This is a genomic window from uncultured Ruminococcus sp., assembly GCF_937915125.1.
Classification (GTDB): domain Bacteria; phylum Bacillota; class Clostridia; order Oscillospirales; family Ruminococcaceae; genus Ruminococcus_C.
Genome location: NZ_CALDMP010000005.1, coordinates 1 through 16672, shown reverse-complemented (window position 1 = coordinate 16672; position 16672 = coordinate 1). Strand labels below are relative to the sequence as shown.

Annotated in this window: 7 protein-coding genes; 1 reads left to right on the top strand and 6 read right to left on the bottom strand. The window is 47.8% G+C overall.

Features of this window, described 5'->3' with window-relative positions:
- Positions 1 to 47 precede the first annotated feature (47 nt).
- Positions 48 to 3977 carry a dockerin type I domain-containing protein gene (locus tag Q0418_RS00375; protein WP_298481560.1) on the bottom strand — a complete coding sequence of 1310 codons (3930 nt, stop codon included), beginning with the start codon at positions 3975 to 3977 and terminating at the stop codon, positions 48 to 50.
- A 695-nt stretch (positions 3978 to 4672) separates the two neighbouring features.
- On the opposite strand from Q0418_RS00375, the gene Q0418_RS00370 reads away from it, so the two are divergent.
- Positions 4673 to 6523, top strand: coding sequence for a L,D-transpeptidase (locus Q0418_RS00370; RefSeq protein WP_298481559.1), 1851 nt, complete (start codon positions 4673 to 4675; stop codon positions 6521 to 6523).
- Between the two features lie 125 nt (positions 6524 to 6648).
- Here Q0418_RS00370 and Q0418_RS00365 read toward each other — a convergent pair whose 3' ends face one another.
- From Q0418_RS00365 to Q0418_RS00345, 5 genes are all read right to left on the bottom strand, one after another.
- The gene (locus tag Q0418_RS00365) at positions 6649 to 7185 is read right to left on the bottom strand and encodes a DUF2500 family protein (RefSeq protein WP_298481558.1); all 537 of its coding nucleotides are present in this window, start codon (positions 7183 to 7185) and stop codon (positions 6649 to 6651) included.
- Between the two features lie 37 nt (positions 7186 to 7222).
- Positions 7223 to 8233: a UDP-glucose 4-epimerase GalE gene (gene galE / locus Q0418_RS00360; protein ID WP_298481557.1), complete on the bottom strand. Its 1011-nt coding sequence runs from the start codon at positions 8231 to 8233 to the stop codon at positions 7223 to 7225.
- Between the two features lie 29 nt (positions 8234 to 8262).
- Positions 8263 to 9552, bottom strand: a complete 1290-nt coding sequence (locus Q0418_RS00355; protein ID WP_298481556.1) for a galactokinase family protein — start codon at positions 9550 to 9552, stop codon at positions 8263 to 8265.
- Between the two features lie 262 nt (positions 9553 to 9814).
- Positions 9815 to 13567 (bottom strand): cellulose-binding protein CttA-related protein, encoded by a 3753-nt coding sequence (locus tag Q0418_RS00350; RefSeq protein ID WP_298481555.1) that lies wholly within the window; start codon positions 13565 to 13567, stop codon positions 9815 to 9817.
- A 555-nt stretch (positions 13568 to 14122) separates the two neighbouring features.
- Positions 14123 to 16423 (bottom strand): glycoside hydrolase family 9 protein, encoded by a 2301-nt coding sequence (locus tag Q0418_RS00345; RefSeq protein WP_298481554.1) that lies wholly within the window; start codon positions 16421 to 16423, stop codon positions 14123 to 14125.
- Positions 16424 to 16672 lie beyond the last annotated feature (249 nt).

Here is a 16672-nt window from a genome sequence, read left to right as displayed (position 1 = left end):
GGTCAGAATCAGTTTCATTCTGACGGGGGCAAATTTTAACGTAATTCTTATTCTGTCACAGGCAGCGAGCTTATCAGATGTACCAGGAACTTCAGAAGTGTCTGTGCATCATCACTGCTCAGTTCGCCGTTTTTCCAGCAGTCTGCATTTGCAAACTGGCTGTCATTGAGCTTTACTGCACCAGCAGTTGCCTTATTCAGAAGCACCGCGTCAGTAATGTCCACTCTGCCGTCCAGGTTGACGTCACCATACAGAATATTCGGGTTAATGGAAACACTTGTGGTAGTCTGATCCGGCTTTGCCGTTGTTGTTTCATCCGGCTTTGCGGTTGTCGTTTCATCCGGCTTTGCCGTTGTTGTTTCATCCGGCTTTGCAGTTGTCGTTTCATCCGGCTTTGCCGTTGTTGTTTCATCCGGCTTTGCTGTCGTCGTAGTCTCTGTTACCGTGCCGCCTTTATCTGCATATACCATATAGAACAGGTTTGCAGTGTCTGCCTTTGAAATGGTGTGTGCACCAGCAGAAACCGGAACAGTAATAATGCCGTCACCGCTTGCAGTGTACTTTGTACCATCTACCTTAACTGTTGCAGCCGGTTCAACGAATACCAGAGTCAGATTGCCGTCAGCAGCATTTGTAAACGTAATGGAAGTCGCAGATTCCATCTTCAGGCACTGGGTCAGTTCCAGACCATTGTAGTTTACAGTACCCTTGCCTGTGGAAAGATTGCCGCTGATGGTGTAGAATGTGCTGTTTGTACCGTTCAGTGTAAAGTTATGGATCTGTGCACCGGAAGGAATCACCGGAGTATTGGTAGATGCACCGGTAGCAGTAGTTGTTGTGGTCTCTGTATGATTCGAAGAAGTTGTGCTTGTTGTTGTCGTCGGCGGAACCACGATGCTGCCATTGTACATATGATAGCCCATGGTCTTATAGCTGCTGGAATCCGCAGTTTCATACAAACCGCCCGGGTTAAGAGAACCATCTGCATTTCTCCATGCAGTGTGGAAATCTGTGCCCTGTGCCGGTGCTCCTGCCATAGAAATAAAGTCAGAAGCCGCCGGACCAGCGGAAAGCTTGGTGCCGATTTTTGCGCCGTTTGTCACATCGGTCTTTGCATCGACCTGATAGTAACCGCTGTTGTAGTAAATACCATTGGTAAAGGTGCCTACGAACTTATCGTTAGAAGCGCCGCCCTTCAGCTTGCTGTCAGACAGGAATACAGCGCTGTCATAGTAGGACATAATGTTTTCAAAATCACAACCGTCATCGGTGCAGCGATAGCAGGAGAAGTTGGGCTTTCCTGTACCCTCGCCGTTGTTATTGACTGCTGTGCAGTTGATCAGCGTACCCAGCTTCGGGTTATTGTTATCTGTAAAGCCGCAGTGGAGGTTTTCGAATGCCAGACAGTTCTTTACAACATGAGCAGAACCAATGCCGGAACCGCCCAGCTTGAAGCCGTTGCCATCACAGTCGCCATAGCCTTCACCGAATTCTGTAAAGCCGTTGCGGAATGCAATGCTGTTCTGGATCGTAACCACGCCGATAGGACCAGTTTCTGACTTTGCAAAGAGATCCCAGCCGTCGTCACTGTTGTTATATGCCATACAGCCATCAAAGACATTGCCCTCGCCGCAGGTCAGCTTTGCTGCAAAGCCGTCTGCATTTTCCATGGACGCATTGTCACAGTTGTTCTTCGAGGTACAGTTCAAGATCAGGTTGTTGCTGGGCCATTCCGCAATAGTTGCCGCATTGGTATTGTAACGGGACAGCTGGAGACCAGTATCCTGGTTGTCGTTGAATACCATCATCTCGATCTTATTGTTGTTACCGGACAGAAGCATACCGTTGTCAGCTGCCTTGGTGATCTCAAAGCCATAGAAATGCCAGTAGTCGCCGTCCAATACGATACCACGGTTTGATGAATTCGCAGCACCCTGACCAGAGAAGTCGAAGGTAACATCAGCACCATTGTATGCCTTCATGCCCTTCATGGCATTTGCTGTACCGCTGTTATCCTCAGAGATCACAATCATTTCGGAGAATGCATAAGTACCCTCCAGCAGCCAGATCGTATGACCTGCTGTCAGCTTGGAAACTGCATCCATCACAGAAGCGGGATCACTCTCCGAGGCACCGCTGCCTGTACCAGTAGGCGAGCAGAAAATATCGCCTGTTGTGGGCACATCGGGAGTCTTTGTGGTGGTTGCCGAAGCAGTCTGTTTGGATGAAACCGTGGTGGTCACTGTGGTTGTGGTGGTTTGCAGCGTCTGGCTTGTTGTTGTAGTGGTCACCGGATCGGTATTGTCAGTAAATCCGCTGCCGATTGCCACGATAGAATCATCATAGCTGGTCAGTGCTGCCTTCAGTGCAGTGTTCACTGCATAGCTTGCATCATCCACAGAGTTGTCAAATGTCCACTGGAAGTCACCGCCCTGAACACGTCCGGCATTTGCCATGACGATCGTCGGAACATCCGCTGCTGCATCCGCAGTATAGCTGTACATGATGCTGGAGTTTGTATCAAAGTTGTTGTATGTCGTACCGCCAGAAACAGTCTTTACACTGCTGGGAACAGTTTCAGATGCTTTTGAAACTTCATAAGCGTCAAACTCTGTATTGTTCTGCGCATAAGTAATATAGCTCTTCTGACCAGTCATGTAGTTTCCACATGATTTAATGATACCGCCGGCTTCGCCGGAGAAGGTACCTTCGCCCAAGGCATCCGTACCCTGGCCAGAGCTCATCATGGGATTCGGGCAGTTGCGGAAGTAGTTATTTTCCACAAAGCAGGAGGCACCCATGGTTACACCCACGCCATACTTTGCATTGCCGTCAAAGTAGTTGTTGTAAACATGAACCGAACAAGTACGAATACGAGGATGACGAGAGTCAGAATGATCGTACCAGTTGTGGTGATATGTAATATAATTTTCAGTCGATTCTGACTTCATGCCCTGCAGGTTGCACTTTCCGTTATCCCAGAAATGGTTGTAGGAATGTGTGATATAGCTGGAGGTCTTGGTATCCAGTGCGCCGTCGCCCTTTGCCTGGTCAGCATCCGATCCGGCATCGCCATAGAAGAAATCGCAGTTATGTACCCATACGTGGTCATTGTTCTGCTGCAAACCGCAGTCATCGCCCTCGCCGCTGTTGCAGTTCATGAAGCCCAGATTGCGTACTTCTACATTGCTTGCATTTGCAATTCTGAGTCCGAAACCGTTCAGGGTCGCATCGTTGCCGATACCCTCGATGGTAACACCGCAGCTCAGTCTCTTGCTGGAACCATTGCCCTTGATCAGAATATCGCCGTCCATCAACGTAGACGGGTCTGTCACATTACCGATCACACGAATACAAAGGGGCTTTGTCTCATATCCCTTCTGATAAGCAGTCAGAATATTCTGGATTCCGGTTGCACTTGTTGTGCCGCCCTTGGAATCGGTTGTGACATCCATGGAAACAGAATCCTTGGTATTTTCTGTAACATATAGTACAACTGCACCGCTTCTCAGGGTGCCGTCCTCATTGTATGCGCCGGAAGAAGTGCCGTTTACCCAGCCGAAACCGCTGCGGTCATGTGCTGTTACAGTCACAGACTTTTCTGCCGCTTTGGATGTATCTTCCTTGCCGCTGATAATGGGCACGATCTTGATGGTATGGCTTCCTGCCTTTAAGCCAACAGCATCCGCACGAAAACGATCTGCATACTGACGAATCAGCATAGAATCGATCTGTGTTCCGTCCACGTAAACATTATAGCCGTCCGCTCCGGTCACTGCACCCCATTCAGCATATGCTGCTTCCTGTACGCCGCTTGCAGCAATGACAGAAACAGAGGCGCTGCTTGCAGCGACTATCTGCTGCACATTGTCAGCAAGTGCACCATTCTCAACGGCAGAAGCCGGTAATGCTGAAACCGCTGTAGCAGTTGCAAGCATCGCTGCAACAATACTGCAGCCCAGTTTTTTCCTCTTCATGATTCATTCCTCCTGTTGCCAGCCGCGTGCATACGACAGGCAATACCCGTATTCTTTTCTTTCTTCATCAATCTCATACAGCACCGGGCGAATACCATATGTAAACAAGTTTATTTTATAACTTTTTCTATCCGCTGTCAATCTGCATCTTTTACAAAAATTAACCATCGGTCATGGTCATATTGCACAATTTCCATGCATTTTGTATAATGTTTTTCTAACAGATTTTGAGCAATATTATACCGTTTTAGATTTGCATAAATGATCGATTGCAAAGAAAATGCTTATTTCTGTACAGCCTATAAGCACTGACGGCATACCTTTTCATTCCGCTGCATATACTGGGACAAAACCAAATGTCGCAGTATTGGATACAAATCGGTAAAAGGTGTTTACAATTCGTGTTTTTTCCAAAATCGGCGTCGAAAGGTGTTGACAAAGTCAGAGGCTATGTATATAATAGTATTGTAGTGTGTTTTGTGTCGATTTCAGAGCGTATTCACATAAGGTCACCTCGAAAGTAGACCGATGGATCTTCAAGTAATATTCTTCGGACAGGCAAGCTGTCCCACAAATCCATACGCATTCATGTGAAATATAAACGCAGCATCACAGCCCTCAAGTAAAAATAAAAATAGAGGATTCGGTATACTTATATTATACCTAAATCACAGGGGAAGAAAGGAACGATAGCATTGAACAACAAAGACCAGCAGCCAAACTTCAGCAATACCGGCACTTCCGGCAGCCCAGCGCACCTGACAAAAGAAGAGATGCGGCAAAAAATCAAAGCATCTCTTGCAGCAAAGGACGCACGGGAACCAGTTTCGAAGCCGCCTGTACAGCATATGGAGAAAAAGAGCACTGGATCGCCTTCACCAGAGCGGACAGAACGTACACATTCCGGAATTGTCACACCGGCAGAGCGTTCCCGTTCGGATAAGGCGCGGCAGATCCGGGAGGCTGTTGCATCACAGCGGGGCGAAGAGCGGCACGCTTCTGCTTCTCCTTCACCTGCCCGACAGCCGGAACGAAAGCCTGCTGCTTCTGTTGCCACGGCATCCCGTCCCGCGAGACCAACGCCGCCGAGACGGCAATATGAACCGGTTGTTGCCAGGACGCAGCACAGCGCTGCAACTATCTGGATCATCATCGGTATTGCCGTGATAGCTGCACTGATCCTGGTTTATCTGGGCGGGCTCCTGATCTATCACGGAAAATTCCTGCCCCAGACTTATGTCAACGGCGTCAATATTGCAGGCATGACCATGGAAGAGGCGGAATCGGCAGTTCTGAGCACTGCGCAGGATATGGGACTAACTTTTCTCCCAAAAGAAGGCGACCCCATTGTATTCAAGGGTTCCTCTTTTGGATGCACAGTTTCCCTCCCAGAGAATAGCCTCGCAGATCCAGCTGAAGAAAGTCATGCGCTCTGGTTCAAAAAATTCTTCTCCAAAAGTGAATATACAGCAACACTTCAGGATTCTTATTCCGAGGACGATTTGGTAAGTCTGATCGCTGCCTATGACTGGGGCAACGTACCGCCCACAGATGCAAAAGTCGTACAGAACGAGGACGGTACATTTTCCATCCAGCCGGAAGATGACGGCAATATGGTGGACACCCAGGTGCTCTCTGATTATACCATTGCACAAATGCGTGAGGGCAACAACACCATCAATATGGCAGACAGCAACTGCTATAAAAAAGCATCTGTGACTGCTTCCAGTCTGGAGAGCACCCTGGCACTGTACAATCAGATCGGTGTTGTGGAGATCACATATGATATGACAGACCGGGAAGAGATCATGGACCCCGTAGGCACAGAAACACTGGATCACGAAACCATTATGGACTGGATCTCCACTGAATCCGGTGATATTTCCGTAGACCTGGACAAAGCAACTGCTTGGGTACAGGAGAACATCGCTGACAAATACGATACACTGGTCACTGGATATACACGTACCTTTGAATCCACCATGGATGGCACAATCCAACTCCCCATCGGCGGAGACGGCATCTATGGATGGAAAACAAATGTCAGCGCAACAGCAGAAAAGCTGGTAGAATACATCAAAGCCGGCGAGCCGGTCACCATTGAACCAGTTTATAAGGTAGAAGGCTTCCGCATGAACTCCACTGCTGGTGTTACATATACTGGAGACACCTACATTGAAGTGGACATCTGCCACCAGAAGCTGTGGTATTATGTCAACGGTGAATTGTATCTGGAAACCGATGTTGTCACCGGACTTGCATCCGATCCAAGCCGTGCTACACCTCCTGGTGCATACAAGGTATGGTCACGGGAATCTCCCAGAAAGCTGGGTACTATGGAAGTACAGGGCTATGAAGTCTGGGTAGACTATTGGATGCCGGTCACATATACCGGAATCGGTCTCCACGACTTGAACCGCAGCGCTTATGGCGGCGAGATCTATCAGACAAACGGTTCTCACGGCTGTATCAATCTCCCTCTGGATGTGGCGAAGAAAATTTACAACAAAGTCACCATCAATACGCCAGTTATGATCATTCCGTAATAATCAAGGCAATACCGCGCAAAGCCCATAGGCGCTCTTTGTACGGTGTTGCCTCAAATAAAAGAGTAACAGCCCCGCAGGTTCAATGCCTGCGGGGCTGTTTTAATCATATGTGAATGATGGTATCAAACCCGGCGTGCCACCGGAATCGCACCGGTGAAAGCGTCCTGATCTTCATTTACCTCGCCGCCCGGATATTGGAACCGGATCAACCTGTCACCCTGAAAGGTCAGCTGACCTTGCTGATGAAAGGGCGTTTCAATGTACGCTTTTTTGCTTGTGACAATATGCAGGATGTCACCCTTGCGTGTTTTGAAAATCAGCTCATAATACTCATTATATAACTTCATGGTGCCGCCGGGATCCATGGTTCTGCGGCGTTCGTCCACCTTCTGTACCAGAACAGCAATGACGGTACGAGGCGGATTTTTTCCACGATTTGGTCTGCGCATATTTCTCTCTCCTGTGATGTAATACTCCCGGTTAAACTCCAGGGGTTGGCGTTTTTCTGCCGCATTGGGATTCTGAACCAGCATCTTGCTGAGTCGCTGCCGAAACGGACTTTGACGAGAGCCGAGCATCACCACCAGCAGCAGCACAACTGCAACTGCTACCATGACGATCAGGAAATTGTCGATTGCATCTCCGAATCTGCCTGTCATATCTGCTCCTTTCTGATATTAGGAAATCAGTACTTCCTTAGAGTCCCTCCGGATTCTGCTGGGTAAACCGCCAGCTGTCGGCGCACATTTTTTCCAGGTCCGCAGTCGCTTCCCAGCCGAGCAGTACCTTTGCCTTTCCCGGATCTGCATAAGATGTTGCAATATCTCCGGCACGGCGGTCAGTGATCTCTACGGGGATTTTCTTTCCGCAGGCTTTTTCATAAGCCTTTACGACTTCCAGCACACTGCTGCCCTTTCCGGTGCCCAGGTTCACAGCTTCAAAACCGCTGCGCTCTACACCGTATGCCAATGCTGCAACATGACCGCCGGCAAGATCCATCACATGGATATAGTCCCGGACACCTGTGCCGTCGGAGGTATCATAGTCATCGCCATAAACATTCAGATGATCCAGCTTGCCGACGGCAACCTGTGCCACATAGGGCACCAGATTGTTGGGGATCCCGTTAGGATCCTCACCCAAAAGACCGCTTTCGTGGGCACCGATGGGGTTGAAATACCGCAGTGCCACAGCACTGAATTTCGGATTTGCCACGCACACATCACGCAGGATCTGTTCGATCATCACCTTGGTATAACCATAGGGATTTGTGGCAGAGGTAGGCATTTCCTCCTGATACGGTACAGGATTCTGACAGCCATACACCGTTGCACTGGAAGAAAAGATCATCACATTACACTGATATTCTCTCATAACACGCAGCAGAGACAGTGTGCCGCCGATGTTGTTCTGATAATACTCCAGCGGCTTTTCCACCGATTCGCCCACTGCCTTCAGTCCGGCAAAATGAATAACCGCATCGATTTTATTATCCTCAAAAATCTGCCGCATGCCTTCTTCATCCCGCATGTCTGTCCGGTAAAAACGCACATGCTTCCCCGTGATCAGTTCGATCCGGGCAATCGCCTCCACCTTGGAATTGCTGAGATTGTCCATAATTACAACTTGATAGCCTGCATTGATCAATGCAACACAAGTGTGGCTTCCGATAAAACCGGTTCCTCCGGTCACCAGAATCTTACCCATTTTACTACGCTTCCTTTCTTATCTGAATGTCATATCAAAATTGTCGTTCCGCCCACAGGACGAATTTGCAGTACATGGCAGCAGCCTGCACCCAGTGCTTGTTCCATACCCTCCCGGAACTGTGCCAGAAGCACAGTGGGGACAAACGCTTGAATGGTACCACCAAAACCGCCGCCGTGTACCCGGATGGCACCTCTGCCGCCAAGCACCGCCGACCCTACAGCCAACGCAATGGACACAGGCTGGTCTTCCGGCACAGAAGAGGGATATACATTTTGCAGCAGACAGTACGAAGATTGACCTGAATTTTGCACCAGATGAAGAAATGCTTCAAAATCACCACGTTCCAGAGCATCCGACTCGCCCTGAGCACGGCGATCCTCACGATAGTAGTGTATGGCACGGAGCACAGCGCGGTCGCCGCATGCCTTCCGCAATTCTGGAATGGCACAGAGCACTTCATTTGCCGGCACTTCGGACAGGACTTCCTTTCCGAAATATGCTGCAACCGAATGCATTTCCGCCGGAATCGCCGCATACTCTGCCGTCAGATCAGCGTGATTGCCGCCGGTATCCACAATACACAATGCATAACCTGTCTTAGAAAAATCGAAAGGAACAGGCTCTACTTCCGGTGCATGTTCTTCGAACAAGTCAATGGCAACTGCGCCTCCCACTGAAGAAGCCATCTGATCCATGAGACCACAGGGCTTCTGAAAGTAGACGTTTTCTGCATACTGTCCGATCTGTGCAAGCTCCACAGCGCTGAAACGATTCTCTGCATAAAGCGCATTGCAGATATTCCCTATAAGCACTTCAAAAGCAGCCGACGAAGAAAGCCCCGACCCTTTCATGACCTGAGATGTGGTATATGCATCAAAGCCTTTCGTCAACGGAGAACCAAGCTCTTTGAAACGTGCAGCAACGCCGCGGATCAGCTCCGCTGCATCCGGTTTTTTATCCGTCTGCGGTTCCAGTTCATCCAGAGAAATCACGTCCATCGGAAAGCCCTCTGACTGTACCTGAATCACATTATCCTCACGGTATGCCGCAACTGCGATGATATCCAAATTGACACTTGCCGCAAGTACATGGCCTCTCTGATGGTCTGTATGATTTCCGCCAAGCTCAGTTCTTCCTGGTGCGGAAAATAAAGCAATTTTACGATCAGTGCCAAATTGCGCAGCAAATGCATCTATTGCATGAAGCAAACGTTTTCGATAGGCTTCAATCTGGTCTGCTCCGCCGCACAGTTTCGAGATGATATCATCCAGAACACGGGCTTGCAACATCTGTCGTGTTTCCTGTATTGTTTTCAAGAGCATTCCCTCCTCTATTTGTCATGGTCTGAAAGCGAAAACCGCTTCATAATAAGTATAGCCGATTCTGTACGATTTTGCAAGCATAGATTTGAGATTTTTGCTCTTTTTTGAATAGTTTGAAAAAAACAAAGTACGATCCTTGAAAAAGCAAGTAAATCTACACTCTGACCTGAAAACAAAAACCCGGTGCAGGATTTCTCCCGCACCGGGTCTCAGTAACTTATGTCATTTTTCCTATGCTGTCAAAATGAAATTCTGCTTACGAAGCCCAGATAGAACCTTCCAGCTTCTTCAGAGACGGAATAACATCCGGCCATGTGATATCCTTACCAACAGATTCACTTGCATAGTAAACCAGCTGATAATATGCATCGTCCGGGCTTACCTTCTCTGTATCAGTATCTGCGCCTGCCTTGCCCTCTGTGTCAACATCAGTCAGGAAGTAAGCAAGCTTCTCCAGGTTCTCATCCTTGCCGTCTGTCAGAGTTGCTGCCTTACCAACGGAGCAAGATGCATAGTATACCAATGCGTAATAAGCGTCATCCGGAGTCACCTTGGAATCCAGAGTTGTATCGCCCTTTACGCCGATATAAACCATAGGAGCCACATCCAGCTCTGTCTTTGTGCCATCTTCGTCATTAAAGTAAGCCTTCAGCTCTTTCGCAACATATGCTTCACCAACAGCCTCGAACATCTCGGCAGGTGTTGCATACTCAAATGTAACCTGAGCTGTTACATCCTTCTGCTGATTCTTTTCATCGATCGCATAAACAGTGATCAGATCAGCCGGATTAAAGTCATTATTATCTACAGAGAAGTAGAAGCCTGCATCCGGCTTTAGCTCAGCAGAGAGGCGTGTTGTAGTTGTGGTGGGTGGCTCAACTTCCGAAGATGTGGTTTTGGAAGTTGTGGTTTCGGAAGTTGTTGTGGTAGTAGTAGTGGTGGTTGTGGTTTCGGAAGTAGTTGTGGTGGTGGCTGTTGTTGTCGATGTTGTGGTGAATGTCATGGTATTCGCGCCTCTTCTGGTGGTTGTTGTACCAGAAGTAGTAGTGGTTGTAGTCGTTGTGCTAGTTGTTGTGGTAGTTGTCACTTCACTCTCAGTTGTTGTAGTGGTTGTTGTGGTGGTGGTTGTAGTGGACTCTGTAGTCGATTCAGATGTTGTTGTCTCTGTTTCGCTTACAGTTGTCGTTGTGGTGGTAGTTGTTGTGGTAGTAGAGCTTTCTGTTGTGGTGGTAGTTGTTGTGGTAGTAGTCGTTGTTGTGGTAGTTGTGGTTGTTGTAGTGGTAGTTTCTTCACTTGTTGTAGTGGTAGTCGTTGTTGTTGTCGTAGTAGATTCGCTGGTCTCTGTTGTAGAGGAAGCGGTGGTCGTTGTTGTTGTGGTTGTAGTAGTGGTGGTGGTAGTGCTTTCAGATGTTGTAGTAGCCTTTACGCCCATGATAACACGGATCGCACCGTTCTTCACGCCAACCTGATCCTTGAAGATATCCACGTTGTTTGCGTTTGAATACTGGAAACGCTCAACCTCAACCCAATCGGTGCCGCTCAGCTGCTTGTCAGTACCCTGCGGTGCCCAGTCAACCGGGAACTCATAGTACTCAATAGTTTCGCCGTTATACTCACCAGTCAGGAGTTCCAGACCATTTGCTTCTGCAACGGAAATAACAGTATCCTTATCCGGAATCTCAAATGTCAGAGCCAGGATATAATCCAGTGCTGCCGGATCAGCAGCTGCACCCTGCTGGGTCAGACCAAAGCGGATCCAGCGTTCGCTACCATCGGTGAGAGTAGAGGTGCCATCCTTGTATGCGATAAATTCCTTCAGGTTTACCTGGTTGGAATCACCGAAGTTTGTGATGGAGGAATCCTCACCATAAGGAACAATGACCATATCTGCAGTCGGAGTCGGCATGTTGATAACACCCTTTACAGCCATGCTGTTGGTGTCAACGCCGTTCTGTGCAGTAACCATTACCGGCAGGTCGAACTCATCTTCCGGATAAACGAATACTTCATCAATATCCAGATTGATGGGCATTTCCTTCGAAGTGCTGGTTGTTGTGCTCTGCTTTTCAGCATAGATGCGGATCGCACCGCTGTAGCAGGTAACGTCAGTGTCAAAGATGTTCTTGTTCTGTGCGTCTGCATAGCTCTGTGTGGGCAGCAGATACGGGTTAGACGGATCATCGTCCGGATACTTACCAGTATAGTCCCAGTTTACAGTACCCTGCGGTGCGAAGTAAATCGGGAATTCATAATAAGTATTGCCATCAGCATCGGTCATCAGTTCCAGACCATATTCTTCTGCAACAGAAATCGCATCAGAAGAAACATCGAACAGCAGTGCAAATGCATCGCCGTCATCCGGCTGAGAAGCAGAGCCGTTTACAGCCCATGCAAAGTACAGCCAGCGGTCTTCTGCTTCCATAGAAGTGTCAAGACCGTTTTCTGTATAAGCCATATAGCCTACCAGGTTTTTCTGTACGCTGTCGAAGCTCATGTAATCGTCCACGGACTGGTCGCCATAGCTCAGAGTCAGGATTCTTGCAGTAACTTCCGGAATATCCAGTGTCAGAGAAATACCATTCGCAGGAATTGCATTCTTTACAGAAACCGGTACAGTAATTTCCTCTTCGCCCGGAGTTGCCTCAACTTCTGCAATATCGAATACGATACCCTTACCCTTCGGCGCCTCTGTTCCGATTGTGCTTGCAGGAGCCTTTGTGGTAGTGGTAACTGTAGTCTTTGCAGTTGTCTTGGTAGTTGTCTTTGCGGTAGTCTTTGCAGTGGTTGCTTCTGTCTTAGAAGTCTCGGTCTCGCTAGCCTTAGTTGTCTCAGTCTGGATTGTGGTCGTAGCTTCCGTTGTTGAAGTTGTTACTTCGGTTGTAGAAGTTGCTTCAGTTGTAGAAGTTGCTTCGGTTGTAGAAGTCGCTTCAGTTGTAGAAGTCGCTTCGGTTGTAGAAGTTGCTTCGATTGTAGAAGTCGCTTCGGTTGTAGAAGTTGCTTCGGTTGTAGAAGTTGCTTCGGTTGTAGAAGTCGTTTCACTGCTCTCAGAGCTTGCAGGAGTGTCACCATAGTGAAGAATTACTTTCACAAATTCAACGCCATCTACACCAGGATAGTATACACTAGCCTTTACAGAAGTACCTACAGTTGCCGGGATTACGTAATCCACAGAAACTTCCTTATTGTCCGGAACAGGAATATTTGTAAAGTCAACCTGCTGCCACTGTTCGTCAGCCGGCAGACTGCCATTCCAGGTACCAAAAGAACCGCTTGTATTGTTGTCGTCTGTTGTTACCTTGTAAATCAAAGTAGCAGATTCTGCACCGTCCGGGTCGAATTCGATGTAGCTGTACATCTTACCATCGATGCCCTTTTCAGATTTTACTTCGAAATCAGTAATTTCCTTGTCATTCTTTTCCGGAGCAGAAGTGGTGATCGAAGTTGTTTCGCTTGTCTCCACGGATTCATCGGTAGAAATAGTGGTAGTTTCCTCAGGAACAGTGGTGGTTTCGGCAACATCAGTGGTCTCAGTAGTCACAGCCTCTGTAATCAATGTTACATCTGTAATTTGAGCAAAGCCATCTGCCAAATCTTTCCACCCAAATGCTTCCAGTGTTACCCCATATGCATCTCCAGATGCAACAGTCGGGTCAAAATCAAGCGTGAATGAGAAATCACTATTTGGTGTCCAGTTATCTCCGCCATCATCTACCACTAAATCTGTATATGACGTAGTCGTTCCATTAATAGTAACATAAATATTTGTGCCAACATACTTATTATATGTTGCATCATTAATGGTCTTACCAGAAATTTTAATACCGGTAATCTCTTCAGTTGCTGTTCCGCTAGTTACATCAACAGGAGTACCATTTACAATCTTGATTGGATCAACCTCAGCTGCACTAGCCAAGAACGACATAGCCGGTGTCACCAGAGCACTAGTGAAAACCGTTGTAGCCGCCATTACGCCAGCGGTGAGAGATGAAATAAACTTTTTCATCTTCATGATTATCATTCTTCCTTTCTATTGAAAAAAATGTGAGCCGCGGCAAAACTGCCGCCGCATGGATGCAGAGAAGCTGCCGTACCTGTCTGCGCCGCCGCTGTACCAGTCGTCTGCGTCCCCCTTTCCGCTCCAAATTGTACAGCCATACGCCGCATTCCCGCACAGTCCCATGTGCCCGTCTGCACCATACTTCTCCATATACCAGTATATAATATTTATCCGAAATTTGCAAGTACTTTTTTCATTTTCCACATAAATTTATAAGCCTTGCAAAAAATACAATGCCGTTTTTGTGCATCTTTTCCAAATCCAAAATTTTAACGTGCAAAAATACATGGCACTATGTCTTTTATATATTCCAAAAATGTCCAATAAGAGTTCAGAATTACTCTTTCCAATAAAAAACGGCAGAGCAATCCTCCACCGTTTTCCCGTACCGCAGTACGCCTATTATATTATAAATAGTATATTTTATCCGAAGCCCCGGAAAACCTACGCAAAGATTGCGCGGTATTGCCTTAGATCAGGCGCTGAAATTTATGTCATACACTCGTGTTACATTTCGATGCCCAGCAGGAATTTTTGCAAAGAAACCACATCTGCCATTGCTGCGTCACCCGTCAGCGTCTTCTGACGCAGCAGTGCAAGATCCATTCCGTTGACAACTCTGTCAGAATTCATATCCCCCGGTATTGGTTCTGCCGCTTTCGTAAGCACAGACAGCAGCAGAATCATGGGAGAATTCCAATAGATCGCAATTTCATTGGTAGAATAACTCTCTGAATGATCCAGATACCGCTTTGCATTGGGAGTGAATTGCAGTATCGCCTCTGCCGTCTCATCCTCCAGGTTCTGATTTACACCACCTGCCAGCATACCAGGCATCGCCTGTCCCACTGCCATAGACGGACGGTGATGGGGATTCTGAGGAGATTGGCTGCCAAAACCACTGACAAAGCAATAGCCTGTGGCATTTGATCCAAGCAAGTAATACAGCTGGTCATAGGCAATGTCCAGATAATCGTAATTTCCCGTCAGCTGTGCTGTTCTCGACAGAAGAAAGCCATTGTTTGCAATTGTCATATTGCTTCCCCAGTAATAGGTGGAAACACTGCTGTGATACGCATCGGACGAAGCCGTCTTGTAAAGAGAAGCTGCATTTTTCATAAAATCTTCCGTCAGTGTTTCCCGAATGTTTGCGTCCAGTTTTTCCACCGGCATAGAAAGCAGAGAAAGATATCCATATCCGCTGATGGTTCCCCAGTCGAATGCAATCTGGAGGGAAGGCGAATCCAACCCGTCATTCACGCCGTTCTTATAGGCTTTCTTGCCTGTTGCAGCATACAGCGCAGCAGCAGCCCAGAATCGTTCGTCCATATCAGAATAGTTTGCATAGGTTCCTGTGGAAATGTCATTGGGATTGGTAAATACCAGACTCGGATTATCACTCAGATAACTCCAGGCAAGTTTTGCACGCGTCAGACATTCTTCAGCAAACGTGCTGTCAAATTCTCCGTACCACTGATATGCCATGGCCATAACCGCCGCAAAATCTGCCGTTGCCAGAGACGAAACCGGCGTCACATAGAGGGTATCCGTCTCCTGATCCGGCATGATATAGCCGGGGAAGTTCCGACAGGTCACCTTGTGATGGACACCGCCAGTTTCCATATCTTGCATTTTCTGCATCCATTCCAGTTCATAGCGCACTTCGTCCAGCACATCGGGAACTCCATTTCCGCTTTCGGGAATGCCTACATGGTCAGAAAACAGAGACGGATTGTATTGATATGCCCAGAGCAGATCCGCCACTGCCTTTGCGGCAGCTGTGACATATCTGCCATAGTCACCGGCATCATGCCAACCGCCGGTCACATCCATTTCTTCTCCGGTGGTATAGTCCAGAGTCTGCTGTGTGTGGCATGGGCCGTGTCCAAAAGTCTCATCCTCCACTTCACAGCCGCAGCGCTGGAGATAGAACATCCGCACCATGCTGTCCGTCAGATCATTGTACACATCATCCCCGATAGAAAATGTATCCGATTTTCCGCAAGTCTCCGACTCAAGGTAATAGGTACCCGGCTCTGTCACCCCAGAAAAATCTGCCTGCCAATCCATTTCCTCTGCACTTGTATTTTCCTGGGCATCGGAAATGGTCCCGGTATATACCGTTTCACCCGTTTCTGCACGATGAACCGTAAACGTCTCTTCCGTTTCCAGTCCACGGAATACGGCTGTCTTTTCGGCATGGGTCAGATAGCCCACCTGATTGAGCAGAATGGATTTCTCCGGCATTTCAAAAGTACTGTAATCCACATTAGCGTCATCGATCAGCATAAGAGAAGCATTGTTCAGCGAAATGACATGAGTTTCCAGCTCGCTTCCCATATTGCCGCAGTTCAGCACAAACTTGGAAATCAAATCTGTTTCTTCTTCCATTGTAAAGGTAACTTCCACAGTCTGTGTTTCTTCTGTCAGTGACAGGCTTTTCGCAAAATATGCAGTATAATCTCCGCCATTTTCCTGAAGAAACACCTCAGCTGTCCGGGGAACTGTACTGGAAATATCAAATTGAAGCGCATACACACCGCCCTGGTACAGCGGCAGTCCGTTATAATACATCTGCACAGAATAATCCAGATCGCCTGTATTTGTGATCGTTGCATCGATAGAATTATAAGCAGTATAATCCGCCTCAGCGCTGGCATCCGTATAAAGTTTCCACCGCTGGCGCTTCGCCATCAGATTAGTGTTCAGTTCCACTCCAGCACTGACTGGCAATACAGCACACAGCATCGCCACCTGAACTGCCGCAGTGAATCCAGCGGCAAAACGATACATGTTACGATGTTTCATATAAATCCTCCTACAAAAAAAACAAAAACGCTCCGATTTATCGGAAATTTCATCTATTTTCCAGTGTAACATATTTGCAGAGACATTACAAGCATTTTTTATGAATAGCCTTTTCCAGAAAACAAAGGCATCACCCTAATTTCGCAAAAAAATCAGTTCCTGGAAAAGTGCTGCGACACCGCCCCAGGAACTGATTTAAGGCAATACCGCACAAAGATTGTGCGTCAGATGCGCCGTCAGATTTTTCGT

Bases quoted from the DNA above. Each gene is read 5' to 3' on its own strand.
- Q0418_RS00365 (WP_298481558.1), bottom strand. From the start codon at position 7,185: ATGACAGGCAGATTCGGAGATGCAATCGACAATTTCCTGATCGTCATG.
- galE (WP_298481557.1), bottom strand. From the start codon at position 8,233: ATGGGTAAGATTCTGGTGACCGGAGGAACCGGTTTTATCGGAAGCCAC.
- Q0418_RS00350 (WP_298481555.1), bottom strand. From the start codon at position 13,567: ATGAAGATGAAAAAGTTTATTTCATCTCTCACCGCTGGCGTAATGGCG.
- Q0418_RS00345 (WP_298481554.1), bottom strand. From the start codon at position 16,423: ATGAAACATCGTAACATGTATCGTTTTGCCGCTGGATTCACTGCGGCA.
- Q0418_RS00375 (WP_298481560.1), bottom strand. From the start codon at position 3,977: ATGAAGAGGAAAAAACTGGGCTGCAGTATTGTTGCAGCGATGCTTGCA.